At 66.9% G+C, this 13,578-nt stretch carries 16 protein-coding genes; 7 read left to right on the top strand and 9 right to left on the bottom strand.

All coding sequences use genetic code 11. The features are described from left to right. From JHD80_RS24310 to JHD80_RS24300, 3 genes are all read right to left on the bottom strand, one after another. Positions 1-1,008 (bottom strand): FAD-dependent monooxygenase (locus tag JHD80_RS24310; RefSeq protein WP_199092675.1); only part of this gene is annotated, 1,008 nt, incomplete at its 3' end. Between the two features lie 84 nt (positions 1,009-1,092). Continuing rightward, complete coding sequence (locus JHD80_RS24305) at positions 1,093-1,344, bottom strand: zinc-finger domain-containing protein (RefSeq protein ID WP_199092673.1); 252 nt, start codon at positions 1,342-1,344, stop codon at positions 1,093-1,095. 78 nt (positions 1,345-1,422) lie between these two features. After that, the gene (locus JHD80_RS24300; RefSeq protein WP_199092671.1) at positions 1,423-2,382 is read right to left on the bottom strand and encodes a heparan-alpha-glucosaminide N-acetyltransferase; all 960 of its coding nucleotides are present in this window, start codon (positions 2,380-2,382) and stop codon (positions 1,423-1,425) included. Positions 2,383-2,500: 118 nt separating this feature from the next. On the opposite strand from JHD80_RS24300, the gene JHD80_RS24295 reads away from it, so the two are divergent. Together JHD80_RS24295 and cysE are read left to right on the top strand one after the other, a co-directional pair. After that, positions 2,501-3,268 carry an alpha/beta fold hydrolase gene (locus JHD80_RS24295; protein ID WP_199092669.1) on the top strand — a complete coding sequence of 256 codons (768 nt, stop codon included), beginning with the start codon at positions 2,501-2,503 and terminating at the stop codon, positions 3,266-3,268. Between the two features lie 189 nt (positions 3,269-3,457). Continuing rightward, a complete protein-coding gene (gene cysE / locus JHD80_RS24290; RefSeq protein ID WP_199092667.1) occupies positions 3,458-4,306 on the top strand; it encodes a serine O-acetyltransferase in 849 nt (282 codons plus the stop codon). Here the strand turns inward: cysE and JHD80_RS24285 are convergent. After that, complete coding sequence (locus JHD80_RS24285) at positions 4,297-5,193, bottom strand: LysR substrate-binding domain-containing protein (protein ID WP_199092665.1); 897 nt, start codon at positions 5,191-5,193, stop codon at positions 4,297-4,299. The two genes, cysE and JHD80_RS24285, sit on opposite strands and share 10 nt — an antisense overlap. A gap of 126 nt (positions 5,194-5,319) precedes the next feature. Between JHD80_RS24285 and JHD80_RS24280 the strand changes: the two genes are divergently transcribed. Then, complete coding sequence (locus JHD80_RS24280) at positions 5,320-6,642, top strand: serine hydroxymethyltransferase (protein WP_199092663.1); 1,323 nt, start codon at positions 5,320-5,322, stop codon at positions 6,640-6,642. On the opposite strand, the gene JHD80_RS24275 is transcribed toward JHD80_RS24280, so the two are convergent. Together JHD80_RS24275 and JHD80_RS24270 are read right to left on the bottom strand one after the other, a co-directional pair. After that, positions 6,639-6,977, bottom strand: a complete 339-nt coding sequence (locus JHD80_RS24275) for a hypothetical protein (RefSeq protein WP_199092661.1) — start codon at positions 6,975-6,977, stop codon at positions 6,639-6,641. The genes JHD80_RS24280 and JHD80_RS24275 overlap by 4 nt on opposite strands. Positions 6,978-7,163: 186 nt before the next feature. Further along, complete coding sequence (locus tag JHD80_RS24270; RefSeq protein ID WP_199092660.1) at positions 7,164-8,540, bottom strand: serine hydrolase domain-containing protein; 1,377 nt, start codon at positions 8,538-8,540, stop codon at positions 7,164-7,166. A gap of 167 nt (positions 8,541-8,707) precedes the next feature. Here JHD80_RS24270 and JHD80_RS24265 point away from each other — a divergent pair, with 167 nt between their 5' ends. Continuing rightward, a complete protein-coding gene (locus JHD80_RS24265) occupies positions 8,708-8,920 on the top strand; it encodes a DUF3126 family protein (protein ID WP_199092659.1) in 213 nt (70 codons plus the stop codon). A 180-nt stretch (positions 8,921-9,100) separates the two neighbouring features. On the opposite strand, the gene JHD80_RS24260 is transcribed toward JHD80_RS24265, so the two are convergent. After that, on the bottom strand, positions 9,101-9,820 hold the full coding sequence (locus JHD80_RS24260) for a hypothetical protein (protein ID WP_199092658.1): 720 nt from the start codon (positions 9,818-9,820) through the stop codon (positions 9,101-9,103). Between the two features lie 163 nt (positions 9,821-9,983). On the opposite strand from JHD80_RS24260, the gene JHD80_RS24255 reads away from it, so the two are divergent. Both JHD80_RS24255 and JHD80_RS24250 read left to right on the top strand, forming a co-directional pair. Beyond that, the gene (locus tag JHD80_RS24255; protein ID WP_199092657.1) at positions 9,984-10,310 is read left to right on the top strand and encodes a DUF6949 family protein; all 327 of its coding nucleotides are present in this window, start codon (positions 9,984-9,986) and stop codon (positions 10,308-10,310) included. Positions 10,311-10,364: 54 nt separating this feature from the next. Continuing rightward, positions 10,365-10,895 carry a gamma carbonic anhydrase family protein gene (locus JHD80_RS24250; RefSeq protein WP_199092656.1) on the top strand — a complete coding sequence of 177 codons (531 nt, stop codon included), beginning with the start codon at positions 10,365-10,367 and terminating at the stop codon, positions 10,893-10,895. 142 nt (positions 10,896-11,037) lie between these two features. On the opposite strand, the gene JHD80_RS24245 is transcribed toward JHD80_RS24250, so the two are convergent. Next, positions 11,038-11,673 (bottom strand): transglutaminase-like cysteine peptidase, encoded by a 636-nt coding sequence (locus tag JHD80_RS24245; RefSeq protein ID WP_199092654.1) that lies wholly within the window; start codon positions 11,671-11,673, stop codon positions 11,038-11,040. 351 nt (positions 11,674-12,024) lie between these two features. On the opposite strand from JHD80_RS24245, the gene JHD80_RS24240 reads away from it, so the two are divergent. Then, positions 12,025-12,669, top strand: a complete 645-nt coding sequence (locus tag JHD80_RS24240) for a glutathione S-transferase family protein (RefSeq protein ID WP_199092652.1) — start codon at positions 12,025-12,027, stop codon at positions 12,667-12,669. Between the two features lie 186 nt (positions 12,670-12,855). On the opposite strand, the gene JHD80_RS24235 is transcribed toward JHD80_RS24240, so the two are convergent. Further along, on the bottom strand, positions 12,856-13,470 hold the full coding sequence (locus tag JHD80_RS24235) for a PilZ domain-containing protein (protein ID WP_199092649.1): 615 nt from the start codon (positions 13,468-13,470) through the stop codon (positions 12,856-12,858). Between the last annotated feature and the right edge of the window lie 108 nt (positions 13,471-13,578).

The following is a 13,578-nucleotide window of genomic DNA, read 5'->3' as shown; positions in this document are numbered from 1 at the left end:
GGCATAGGTAGCGAAGGCGGCGGGAACGCCGGCAGCACCGTCGCGGCCGAGCGCCTCGGCAAGCAGGCGGGCGAGCACGGCGGCGTCCTCGATCGCAAGCGACGCTCCTTGCGCGAGGAAGGGCAGGATCGGGTGGGCGGCATCGCCCATCAACGCGATCCGGCCCTTGGCCATGGCGGCGGGCTTGCGGTCGAACAATGACCAGACCTGCCAGCTTTCCGCGGCTCCGGCGAGGTCGCGCAGGGATTGGGAGGCGCCGGCCAGATGTTCGGTGAGGACGGTGCGGTCCCCCTCGCGGGACCAGCCTTCGCGGGCCTCCTTCGCCTGGCGGACGACGACGATGTTGATCTCCCGGCCAGCGGCTACGGGGTAATGCACAGCATGGCGGCCGGGGCCCATATGCAGCGTCACGCGCGGCTTGTCGCCGGCGCGCGCCGGCACCACGGCGCGCCAAGCCTCGTAGCCGGTGAACACCGGCGGGGAAGCGTCGCCGGTGAGATCGCGCACGCGCGACCACAGGCCGTCGGCGCCGATCAGCCCCAGCGCCGAGAGCGTTCCGCCGACACCGTCGCGCGCGGCGAGCCCGATCGTGACGCCATCGGCATCATAGCTGACCTCATCCACGCTGCGACCGACCATCAGGCGGATATTCGGCATGGCGCGGGCGGCATCGAGCAGCACGGTATGCAGGTCGTTGCGCTTCATCATGCGGAACGGCGTCGGCATGCGCTCGGGGCTGGAGGGCATTTCCAGCACCGACGCGCCAGTGGCCCAGCGCCGGATCATCAGCCCGTGCGAGGTGACGCTGACGCGCTTCAGCGGCAGGGTGAGATCAAGCGCATCAAGCACGCGGCCGGAATTGGAGGTGAGCTGCAGGCCGGCGCCGGTCTCGCCGAAGCCGGTCCGTTTCTCGACCACGGTCGCGGCGATGCCGCGCCGCGCCAGCGACAGGGCCATGGTCAGGCCGCCGATGCCGGCGCCGGCGATGACGAAATGAGGAGCGGACACGAGGATCGAACGCCTTCGATGACGGAAAGGGAAGACGAGGCGCGGATGCCCCTCAGAACCCGCGCCACCGGTGGAATGTCAGCTTCAGGCCGCCTTGACCGAATCCGCGTAGGCGCATTCCGGTGGGATGCAAGCGGCGCCCTTCAGCGATGGCTCGTATGTGAACAGCGTCGAGCAATAGGGGCAGATGATCTCGTGGTCCGCGCCCATGTCGAGGAAGACATGCGGATGGTCGAAGGGCGGCTTGGCGCCGATGCACATGAACTCATGCGCACCGACCTTGATGACGGGGACGCCGGGGTCGTTGTGGAAATGCGGGATGCCGGTGGCGGCCATGGTCGTCGCTCTTCGAAAGCCTGGAATTCGGCCGCAACCTATCGCGTGAGCCGCCCTAAAGCCAGTGTGTGATTTGCATCAGCGCCCGTCGCGCAGGCAGGCGCGGGCAAGCTCGGTCATCCGGGCGCTTTCCTGCGGCGAGAGCAGGTTGTCGAGCGCCTTCTGCCAGAGCTGTTCGCGCTTGAGGCCGTCGACGGTGCAGGCGCAGACCATCCGGCAGACCTGTTCCGGCGCATTGGGGCCGGCGCAACTGCGCTGGCACTCGTTCCGGAAGGCGCGTTCCTCCGGCGAGGGCGGGGAAATAACCTGGGTCGCCAGCATCAGCGCGCCGATGAAGAGCGGCTGGTGGACGAGATAGACCAGCAGGCTGTGGCGCCCGCCCCAGGCGACGATTCGGGTCGCCTTGTTGCCGGGCCGCCAGCCGGCGATCGCCGTGCCGGCCAGGCGCGGCAGGACGAGGCGGGCCAGCACGATGCCGCTCAGCACGCAGCCGAACCACGGGAAGACCGGCACGAAATCGGCGGTCTGGATCGGCGCGCGCGAGAAGCCGAGCCAATCGGCCCAGGGCTGGTCGAGCAGCGGATGGGCGACGAAGGAGGGCAGCGCGAAGGCGACGATAGCAGCCAGCGCGACGGCAATCACCGGCAGGCGCAGGAATGGCAGGGCCAGCACGCTCGCCACCGCGACATGGTGCAGGATGCCGAAGAAGATGAAGTCGCCGGGCATGAAGCGCCAGGTGCCGAGCGTGACCAGGGCCGCGGCGCCTGCGACCATGACGAGGCGCTTGAGATAGGTTGGGCCGTCGAGCCCCTTGCGCGTGGCGAGGACGAGGCTGAAGCCGACGATGGTCAGGAAGGTGCCGGCGATGCAGCGGGCGAACAGCCGCCAGCCCGGCTCGGCGACGATATCGGTCTCGATCAGCCGGAAATTCGAAAGATCATAGGCGAAATGATAGACGAACATCGCCATGAGCGCGACGCCGCGAGCAATGTCGACGATGGCGAGGCGTGACGATTCGCGGGGCGTGGGCTGGGTCATGCGGCCATCGTTCATCATGGCAGGCGCTCATAAGCAAGCCGCGCGGTAGCGGGTACCCAAAACCGCCCGGTCATGGCAGGGAAGGGCGACCGTTCCGATCTTGCGATCCGAGACCCGCATGCAGAGCTTTTCTTCCGACGGCGTGAAGATCGCCTTCATCGACATGGCGCCGACCAGCGACGTGCCGAAGCACCGCACCGTGGTGCTCGTCCACGGCTTCGCCTCCTCGCATGTGATCAACTGGGTCAATACCCAGTGGACGAAGACGCTGACCCATGCCGGGTACCGCGTCGTCGCGCTCGACGATCGCGGCCATGGCGAGAGCGAGAAGCTCTACGACCCCGCCGCCTATTCCTCGCAGGTCATGGCCGAGGACGTGCGCCGATTGATGGATCATCTCGACATCCCCCGCGCGGCGGTGATGGGCTATTCGATGGGTGCGCGCATCTCGGCGCATCTTGCGCTGGCACATCCGCGCCGGCTGGAAGCGCTGCTGCTCGGTGGGCTCGGCATCCATCTCGTCGAGGGCGTCGGGCTGCCGCTCGGCATCGCCGATGCGATGGAAGCTCCCTCGCTCGACCTGTTGACCGATCCGATGCAGCGCATGTTCCGCGCCTTCGCCGAACAGACCAAGAGCGATCTCAAGGCGCTGGCCGCCTGCATCCGTGGCTCGCGCCAGACGCTGACCGCCGAGCAGGTCGGGCAGATTTCGATGCCGACCCTGATCAGCGTCGGCACCAAGGACGACGTGTCCGGCTCCGGGCCGGAGCTGGCGGCGCTCATTCCCGGTGCCGTCTCCTTCGACATCGTCGGGCGCGACCATAACCTCGCGGTCGGCGACAAGAGCCACAAGCAGGCCGTCCTCGACTTCCTCGCGGGTTTGTGAGAACCTCCGCGATAAATAGAGGCAAACCGGAAAAGCGGGCGACGCCAATGTGTTGTCGATCTTCCCTGAAAATCTGATTCCGCTGCCTCGCTTTTCGATTCAACACCGGTTCGGCCTGAGCTTTTGATGCGGACGCCTGCTTCGGGCTAGGCTGTCCTTCCGCCGAACCATCCTTTTCGGAGAATGACCATGCCGTCAGGGCGCTCCGCCGTGGAAGCACGCGACTTGGCAACCGGGCTCGACCGGGTCGATCCCGTCTGGTCCCGCCTGCGGACCGAGGCCGAGGCGGCGGTCGCGGCCGAGCCGGCGCTTGGCACGCTGATCGTCGCTTCCGTCTTGAACCAGCCGAGCTTCGAATGCGCCGTCGCCCATCGCGTGGCGGCAAGGCTCGGCCACCCCGCGGTGACCGCCGACCTGATCGAGCAGGGCTTTGCCGAGGCGATGGCCAGCGACGAGACGATCGGCGCCGGGATGCGCGCCGACGTGATGGCTGTGCTCGACCGTGACCCCGCCTGCTACCGCGTGCTTGAGCCGGTGCTGTTCTTCAAGGGCTTCCATGCTCTGCAATGCCACCGCCTGGCGCATTGGCTCTGGAAGCAGGACCGCCGCGATTTCGCGCTGTACCTGCAGGCTCGGTCTTCGGAGGTGTTCCAGACGGACATCAACCCGGCGGCGCGCATCGGCAAGGGCATCTTCCTCGATCATGCGACCGGCTTGGTCGTCGGCGAGACCGCCGTCATCGAGGACGATGTCTCGATGCTGCACAGCGTCACGCTGGGCGGCACCGGCAAGCAGGGCGGCGACCGCCACCCGAAGATCCGCAAGGGCGTGCTGATCGGCGCCGGCGCAAAGATCCTCGGAAATATCGAGGTCGGCCAATGCAGCCGCATCGCGGCCGGCTCGGTCGTGCTTCAGCCCGTGCCGCGCAACAAGACCGTGGCGGGCGTGCCGGCCAAGGTGGTCGGGGAAGCCGGCTGTGCCGAGCCCTCGCGCTCGATGGACCAGACGCTCGCCGGCGATTGCGGCGCCTATATCTGACCGGTCGAGCCTGCAAGCCAGTCCATGATCTCGGCCCGGCGCGGATGCGCGCCGGGAGCCGTCGCCGTGGCCAACGTCAATCGGTCTGATGTCGGCATCGCCTGCGGGAAGGGCGCGACGAGCCTCCCCGCGGCGAGATGCGGGCCGACGAGGCTCATCCGCCCCATTAGGACGCCTGAACCGGACAGGCAGGCATCCAGCGCCAGGCTGTAGAGTGAGAAGGCCGGGCCGCGGCTCGGATCGACCTTGGTGTCCGGTGCGGCGAAGGCGAGCCAGCGGGCCCAGTCGCTGCGCCAGACGGCATCGTGTAGCAACGTCTGCGTGGCGAGATCGGCGGGGTTGGCGAGCCTGGCGGCGAGAGCGGGCGCGCAGACCGGCAGGATTGCATCGCCCGCCAGTTGAAGTCCGCCGCTCTGTGCTGCGGTCTCCCGGTAGAACAGCGAGAGGTCATAGGGGTCGCGTTGCGGATCGGGCGGCTCTTCCATCGCTGAGATGGATATCTGCAAGTCCGGGAACGCAGCCTGCAACGCCGGCATACGCGGCGAGAGCCAGAGCTGCGCGATGCAGGGCAGGGCGGCGATAGCGAGCGGCCGGTGCGGCTGCGCCTCGCGCAAAGCCTGCACCGCCTGTCCCAGCATGTCGAAGCCGCGCGTCAGGCGCGGCAGGGCTTCGCGGGCGGCTTCTGTCAGTGCAACGCCCTGTGGCAGGCGACGGAACACCTTGAAGCCCAATGTCGCTTCGAGCTGCCTGATCTGCTGGGTGACGGCGCCGGCCGTGACGCCGATTTCGTCGGCAGCTTTGGCGAAGCTCTCCAGGCGTGCCGCGGCCTCGAAGGCGCGCAAGGCATTGAGCGAGGGTAGGCGTGGGCGCGGCGGCTTGACGGGCAAAGGCTTTCTCTCTGTCGAGGCTGAGAATTCCTCAGCCTGCGAGCGATGAATACTCGTTTGCACGCGGGCGGGCAAACCGCTGTTATGGCGTCAACGAGGGATTGATCGGTTCGGGAGACGAGCGAGATGACGGCACTGGGCAGGCGCGACTGGGTTCCCCAAGCGAGCGAGGATTACGTTCTGAAGGTCGCGGGCGAGACGGCCAGCCAGCCGCTCGATGCGATCGCGGCGCGCATCGATGTGCTCGCCACCGAGAACCGCATCATCCATGAGCGCGATTGCGTCAATCTCAACCCGGCGACCAATGTCATGAATCCGAAGGCCGAGGCGCTGCTCTCGGCGGGGATCGGGGCGCGGCCCTCGCTCGGCTACCCCGGCGACAAATACGAGATGGGGCTGGAGGCGATCGAGCAGATCGAGATCATCGCCGCGGAACTCGCGGCCGAGGTTTTCGGCGCTACATATGCCGAGATCCGGGTGCCTTCCGGCGCCATTGCCAATCTCTACGCCTTCATGATCGCGGCCAAGGCCGGCGATTGCATCATCGCGCCGCCCGGCGAGATCGGCGGGCATGTCACCCATCACGGCGCCGGCGCGGCCGGGCTCTACGGCATCGTCACCCATCCGGCGCCGATCGATCCGGTGCGCTATACCGTCGATGTCGAGAAGCTTCGCGCCGATGCGCTGCGCCTCAAGCCGAAGCTGATCTCGATCGGCGGCAGCCTCAACCTCTTCCCGCATCCGATCCGCGAGATCCGCGCCATTGCCGACGATGTCGGCGCGATCGTGCTGTTCGATGCGGCGCATATGTCCGGCATGATCGCCGGCCATGGCTGGCAGCAGCCGCTGGAGGAGGGCGCCCATCTGATGACGATGAGCACCTATAAGAGCCTGGGCGGGCCGCCTTCCGGTCTGATCGTCACCAACGATGCCGAGATCGCGAGAAGGCTCGACGCCATCGCCTATCCCGGTCTCACTGCGAATTTCGACGCGGCGAAATCGGCCTCGCTAGCGGTCTCGCTGCTCGACTGGAAGGCGCATGGCCGCGCCTATGCGCAGGAGATGGCGAAGACGGCGAAGGCGCTGGCCGAGGCCCTCAGCGAGCGGCAGGTGCCGGTCTTCGCCCGCGACCGGGGCATGACGACCTCGCACCAGTTCGCGATCGAGGCTGCCGCTTACGGCGGCGGGCAGGCGGCGGCGAAGAAACTGCGGGCGGTGAACATCCTCTCCTGCGGCATCGGCCTGCCGCTGCCGGCGGTCGACGGCGATGTGAACGGGCTCAGGTTCGGCACACCGGAGATCGTCCGCTTTGGCGTGACGGCGGCGGATATGCCGGAACTGGCCGGCTATATCGCTGAAGGTTTGAACGGCTCGCGCCCGGCCGAGGCTGTGGCGAAGGACGTCACCGCTTTCCGCGGGCGGTTCAGGAACCTGCATTTCATGCGTTAGGAATCATTCCCCGGGGCGAAGAAGCAGAGCAGTTCGCCGGAATCATCGATGCACAGATGCCAATGGCCGTCCGGCGATGGCTTGGCTTGGTCCTGCGGGATTTCGAGTCTCAATGGCTGCTTGCGCTCGCTCGGCCACATTGGATGCTTGCCGGGCATGATTGTCACGACGAAGCCGCCCGGGACTTCCCGCACGGCCCCGGCGTCGATCGGGGAGCAGTCGGAGTCGAAGCAGCAATAGAACGGGTAATCCCAGCCGCTCGGCGCCTGATGGGCACAAGCCGGCACCGCTCCCGCAACCAGTAAGCCTGCGACCATCGAGGCAAGAACGCGCATCGGCCAGCCCTCGCAAAGAAAGCTGCGACCGGAAGGCGGCGAATGCGTGGCGGATGGTCCCCGTCGTCATGCTTGGGCCTGACCCGAGCATCTCTTGCCGCAGGAGGTTCCAGTGCCTTTCCCGTGATGAGATTCCGGGTGTCCCTTCGTCGCCCGAGAATGACGAAGGGTTGGAGGGCGGCCGGTCTAGCTCTTGGCCCCGCCGCCGTAGCGCTCTTCCATCTCGGCGCGCATGGCATCCGCATCGAGCAGGCGCGATCCGGCGAGCCTGACGGAACGGACCTTCCCGCCGTCGCGCTCCAGCGCGACGGTCTCGCCGGGGCTGTGGAAGCCTGAGGCGCGGACGATACGGCCTTGATCGGGTGCCTCGATCGCGATCTCGGCGGCGTCGAGGAACGGCGTCATGAGGGCCGGGGCGGCGCAGAGCACGCGGTCGGCGACGGGGACCAGGTCGGTCGCGCTCCAGAGCGTCCACCAGCGCCCGGCCCAGTCGCGCGTCTCGGGCGACGGGCTGCCGCGCTCGGCGAAGGTCTTGAGGATATGGGCGACGCCGTCGAGCCAGGGATGGGCGAGGCCGTCGATCGCGTTGGTTAGGACTGAGACGGTCAGGCCCTGTTTCGGGAAGATGCAGGTGCGGGTGATGAAGCCCTGGAAACCGCCGGAATGGCCGACCCAGCGCCAGTCGCGCTCGCCGCCCGAGATCGTGCCGAGGCCGTAATGGCGGCCAAGGCTGGACTCGTCGTCCGGCCAGAGCCGGCGGGTCATCTCGCGGCGGCTCAGGGCCGAGAGGATGCTGCGCTCGGCATTCGGCGAGAGCTGCGCAAAATAGCGCGCGACATCGGCGGCCGTCGCGACGAAGCCGGTAGCGGACGCCATGGCGTGGCAATGATTGTCAGCCGGGATGATCGCGCGCCGGCCGAGCAACTGCTTGCCGGTATGGCCCTTCGCCATCGGTCGCTGGCCCCAGAGCCCGATATCGGCCGCCGTCTCGGTGAGGCCGACCTTGGCGACGACCTCGTCGGTGATCCATTCGTTGTAGCCCCGGCCGGTCACGGCTTCGATGACGAGGCCGAGCAGGGCGAAGCCGTGGTTGGAGTATTTGAAGCGCTGCGAGCCGGGGAGGACCGGCGGCTTGGCGAGGTCGGCGAGCAGTTCCGCCTTGCTGCAGAATGGCTTGCGGTCGAGGAACTGGCCCGCATCGGGGCCGTCGCGCGTCAGGCCGGCGCTGTTGGACAGCACCTGGCCGACGGTGACCTTGGCGATCTCGGGATGCAGCCCGTCGATCAAGCTGCCGACCTCATCGTCGAGACGCAGGCGGCCCTCCTCGACGAGGTGCAGGATTCCGGCCGAGGTGAAGGTCTTGGAATGAGAGGCGATGCGGAAGCCGTGGCGCGGGGTCAGCGCTTCGCCGGTCGCGAGGTCGGCGCTGCCGAAGGCGGCCTCCAGCACGATCTTGCCGCCATCGGCGATCGCGACCGCGCAGCCCGGCTGGTCATGGTGGCTGCGCTGGAAATCGAGCCAGGACGCGACATAATCGAGGGCGGGAGCAAGCCACGGCTTCATGATTGGGGTCCGTCACGGTTCCGGAAGTTCGCGAACATGGCACGATTCCGCCGGTGGGCGACAACCACCGGCTGGATGAGGGCTGCCATGTCCGCAGCGGCGGCTTTCGCTTGCCCTTCGTGGCCTGCCGTGGCATCGCTCCCGGCCAATCGAAAGGACCCAGGACCGTGGACAAGACAGAACTCGCCAAGCTCGAAACCTATCTGCGCCGCACCTTCAACAACCACGCGATCAGCGTGCGCGCCCGGATGAAGAAGACCGACTCGGCCGAGGTCTATCTGGGCGAGGAGTTCATCGGCATCATCCATGTCGACGACGAGGACGGCGACCGCTCCTTCAACTTCACCATGGCGATCCTCGACGTCGATCTCGAGGACTGAGATCGACAAGGCCGAAGCCTGGAGCCCTCGTCCTGAGGAGCCGCGGAACGCGGCGTCTCGAAGGATGGTCCAGCAGGCTGCGGCGACTTCTGAAGCATCCTTCGAGACGCCATTCCTTCGGGAATGGCTCCTCAGGAGGAGGGCTGCAGGTGTTGCTGGCCGGCTATGGAGACCTGCTTCCTACCGGATCAGTCCGTCCAGCGTCCGCCTGACGCCGCCGAGCATCACTGCCCAGTCGGCGATGATGGTGCGGGGGAAGCGGATGTTCACATCCATGCCGCGATGCTGGAAGGTGATGCGGCAGGGCTCCTCGAGGCCGGAGCCGGTATCGATCGGGCAGCGCGCGGCAAAACCCTTTCCGTCGGGGACGGAGACGTAGAACTCGTCGTTCTCGAAGGGCGAGCCCTTGCGGAAGCCGCGGACAACGAGGCCGCCGGGATTCGACCAGACGGTCGGCGTCAGGAAGCGGGCATAGGTCGAGAGCTGCCTTGCCGGCTCGTTGACCTTGTCGGGCGGGCTCAAGGTGATCAGCAACCGCTTGCGCTTGTCCGGCTGGGCCGGGCCGAGGCTCGGCCAGTCCAGGCGCAGGCGGACCATGCCGACGAGCCGGCTCGTGTCGCCCTCGTCATCCACTCCGGTGAGGTCCTTCGGGATCATGAGCGCCACGTCGCCGACACGGGCCGGCTGCGGCGCCGAGGTCGGCTCGTCACGCCGATGCGTGAGGTAGACGGCGAGCGCAGTCGCCAGCGCGCCAGCCGTGAGGATCAGCAGCGCCGCCTTCAGCAGGGCGCCATCGGCGCGCGGCAGCGGGGCGGCCTTCTGCTGCAGGCGCATGCGCACCATCGATGTCAGATGGGCGGCCTGATGGCCGGGCCGGTGATAGGGCAGCGATGCGGTCATTCCGGTGCCTTGTCCACAAGTGGCAACCACTGAATCACCAACGGCTTAACGCCCCGTAAACCATAACCGCGCCGGTACGGTTAACCATTGGTTAAATCCGGCCTTCACAGTGTGCCGGCCATGCGGCAGGCTGGGGCGTCGCTCCGGTCGAAAGTTCGCGTTCGTGTCCTTCCAGCCTTCCGCCGTCGAGGCGCTGCAATCCCTGTTCCTGGGCTTTGCCTTCGCCGGGCTGCTGGCGAGTGCGTTCGAGCTGTTCACGGAAAGGCGGGCCGATTTCAAGCTGCTTCAGGCCGGTGGGATCGCCGCCGTCGCCAGCGTGCCGGTGGTGATCTTCAGCGCGCCGGTCCTGATCCTGCGCAACATGATGCGGGGCCGGCAGGGCGACGGGCGGCCCTTGTCCGTTCTCATGCTCGCTGGCCTGACGGCTGGCGTCTGGAGCCTGGTCTCGGGCCGGGTCGTGCTCGACCTGCTGCACCTCCTCGGCGCTTGACGGCAAGCCCTGCGGGCCTGCAATCCTGAGGTCTCGAACCGTCAGGACAAGCCGATGCCCCTCTATGCGCTCGATGGAACCAGGCCGGAAACGCCCGCGGCCGGCGAATGGTGGCTCGCGCCCGATGCCCATGTCATCGGCCGCGTCAGGCTGGCGGCCGGGGTCGGGATCTGGTTCGGCTCCGTGCTGCGCGGCGACAACGAGTGGATCACCATCGGCGAGGGCAGCAATATCCAGGAAGGCTGCGTGTTCCACACCGACATGGGCTATCCGCTGACGGTCGGCGCCCATTGCACGATCGGCCATCGCGCCATCCTGCATGGCTGCACGATCGGCGAGAACAGCCTGGTCGGCATGGGCGCGACCGTGCTGAACGGCGCCAAGATCGGCCGCAACAGCCTTGTCGGCGCCAATGCGCTGGTGACGGAGGGCAAGGAATTCCCCGACAATTCGCTGATCGTCGGCTCGCCGGCCCGCGCGATCCGGACGCTCGACGACGAGGCCGCGGCGGGGATCACCGCTTCGGCGCAGGCCTATGTCCGGCGCTGGAAGCAGTTTGCGGCCGGCCTCGAACGGCTGGACTGACGCTTCAAACGAAGTGGGCCGGCTTCCCGGGGAGGAAAGCCGGCCCTTGGCGAAACCCGATCCTTGGGGACGGGTGGGTGGGGACGTGACCGAGCCTCGCCGTCCTATATCCGCGACCGATCCGTGGTCGCGGTAGCCTTCATCAGCGCTGCACTGAAGCGACCGTCGGGGTCTGCGCGCCGCCGAGCGAGGTCCAGCCCGTGCGGTACTGGGACTCGCGCTTGACGTAGACGTAGCCGGTCTGGCTCCAGGGCAGGATCGCGTTGCGCTTGTTGTCGAGGATGAAGTCGCCACGATCGGTGCGGATCATCAGCACGGCGTGGCCGGCATTCTCCTCGTCGATCACGACGGTGACCAGCATGGCGCGGCGCGGCAGGCCGGCCTCGGCCAGGCGCTTGCGCTTCAGCAGCACGTAGTCCTCGCAATCGCCCTTGCCGTCGGTCGGGATATCCCAGCGGTCGACGACGCCCCAATGGTCTTCGTCGGTGATCGCTTCGATCTCGCGATTGACGGTGTTGTTGACGCCGACGATCGTCTTCCAGAGCTTGGTGTCGAGCGCGATCCGCTCGGCCTCGCGGCTGTCGACGCGGCATTCGCTCGGCATGCGCTTGCAGAAATCGACCCAGGCATAGGGCGCACGGGCGTCGCCGGAGGCCTCGGCCGGAAGGCTCGCCACCGGAATGCCGGCCGAGCCCTGAGCCTGAGCCATGCCTGCGCCGGTCATGACGACCATGGCGGCCAGAGCGGTACCAATCAGATTGCGATGAAGTGAAAACATGTCGTCCCCTTTCTGTCCCGGGGCTGACGATGCGCGGCGGCCAATGGATTCGGCCTGAAATGGAAAGGTGCAATTTTATGTATTCGGCCTTGGGTGGGTTCAAGTAAAAATCAGGATCAACCTTGTTCAAAACCGGAAGTAACGATTTGCATCGATCGAAAAACCGATCGTTAACTATTAATTGTTTGTTGTGCTGAAAGAGACGATTAACCTACGCATCCCTTAACGCGGGCAAGGCCGCCGCAGCGGCCGCATTCCGGCTGGATCGCCGGACTGCAGGGGCGGATCGCTTGGAACGTCGGCCGCGATGGGGAATTGTTTCCGCGGTCTACGGTGGAAGGGCTTGCCGCGATGAACGCGCTGACGATCTGGACCTATGACTGGGTGCCCGAGGGGCCCCGCGGCTTCGTCCGCGATCTCCGTTTGCGCTGGGCCTGCGAGGAGGCGGGTCTCGCCTATGATGTCCGCACGGTTCCGTTCGACGGGCGCGAGACCAACCACCTCGCACGCCAACCCTTCGGCCAGATTCCGTTCCTGGACGACGGCGCGGTGAAGCTGTTCGAGAGTGGGGCAGGGCTGTTGCACCTGGCGCAAAAGAGCGAGACGTTGATGCCGCTCGATCCGGTCGGCGCGGCCGAGACGCTGCAATGGACGCTGGCAGCGCTCAATTCGATCGAGATGGTCTCCGTGCCCTGGTGGTTCCTCACGATTACCGGCGCCCGTGAGAATCAACTGACCGAGTGGATGGGCATGCGCCTGGGCCAGCTCGAACAGGTGCTGGGCGAGCGGGAATGGCTCGCGGCCGGCCGCTTCACTGTGGCTGATCTGTTGATGGTGGATGTGCTGCGGGTCGAGAAGGTTCGCGCCTTCGGCGATCGGCCGGCGAGCGAAGCCTATGTCGCTCGCATCACTGATCGCCCGGCCTTCCGGAAGGCGCAGGCCGACCAGGTCGCCCTGTTCAAGGCCGCGGATGCGAAACGGCGCGTTGCCATGTGAGGTTTCGAAGGCTGCGGGGCTTTTACGGAGCTACGCCGTCATCCCGGACAAGCCGGGAAGCGGCGCCGATCCGGGATCCATCGTAGAGCGCTGCACCCTACGATGGATCCCGGGGCAAGCCCGGGATGACGGCGTGGTTTCAAGTGAAAACGGCCGGCTTTGGAGAGCGGCCGGTGGCCGCGGGCTTCAGAGTTCCAGGTTCTCGTCGAGCAGGTCGGCCGAGAGCGGGAAGCGGAACTCGGCGGCATAGCCGCCGTCGAAGCGGCGCACGATGCGGGCCGGCGTCGTGCCGACGCGAACCGGCGTGTTGATCGGCAGGTCGAGATCGGTGGAGAAGGCGGTGCCCGAGAGCGAGATGTCGATTACGCGGACGATATGCTCCGTGCCGTCCTCCATCACCAGCGTCGAGCGCGGATTGCGCGGCACGATGCGTTCGTGGCGACGGTCCTCGGGCAGGCCGAGTTCCTCGCGATTGGCGAGCCAGGTCAATTGCGCCGTGAATTTCTCGCGCTTGCGGCTGGTCGCGGTGATGGTCATCGCGAAGCCTTCGGCCGTCGTGCGAACGCAGGTGCCTTCGATGCGGCCGAGATGCTCGAGATAGGCGATGACGCGCTCGCCGGGCCGGGCCTTGGCCGGCGCCGCGAGATGGACGCCGCCGGGCGAGATGTCGATCGTCTGACAGGGATATTCCATGCGGTTGGGCAGCATGTAGCGGCCCAACAACACCACTTTCATACGGAAATGCCGCCTGCGCTCGGCAGGAAAGGCAGCCGCACGGGGCGTTTTGAGGGCGCTCAGCATCAATACCCGACCTAGATTCCCCGGCGATCCTAGGCGGGTTTCGGTTAACGTATCGTTCCGCTCAGGCCCGCCCGCCCGGCAATACCACGAGACGGGGCGGCTCGGCAC

The sequence above is a fragment of the Allobosea sp. ASV33 genome (assembly GCF_016428755.1).
Classification (GTDB): Bacteria; Pseudomonadota; Alphaproteobacteria; order Rhizobiales; family Beijerinckiaceae; genus Allobosea.
This window is presented reverse-complemented; position numbering and strand designations above follow the sequence as displayed.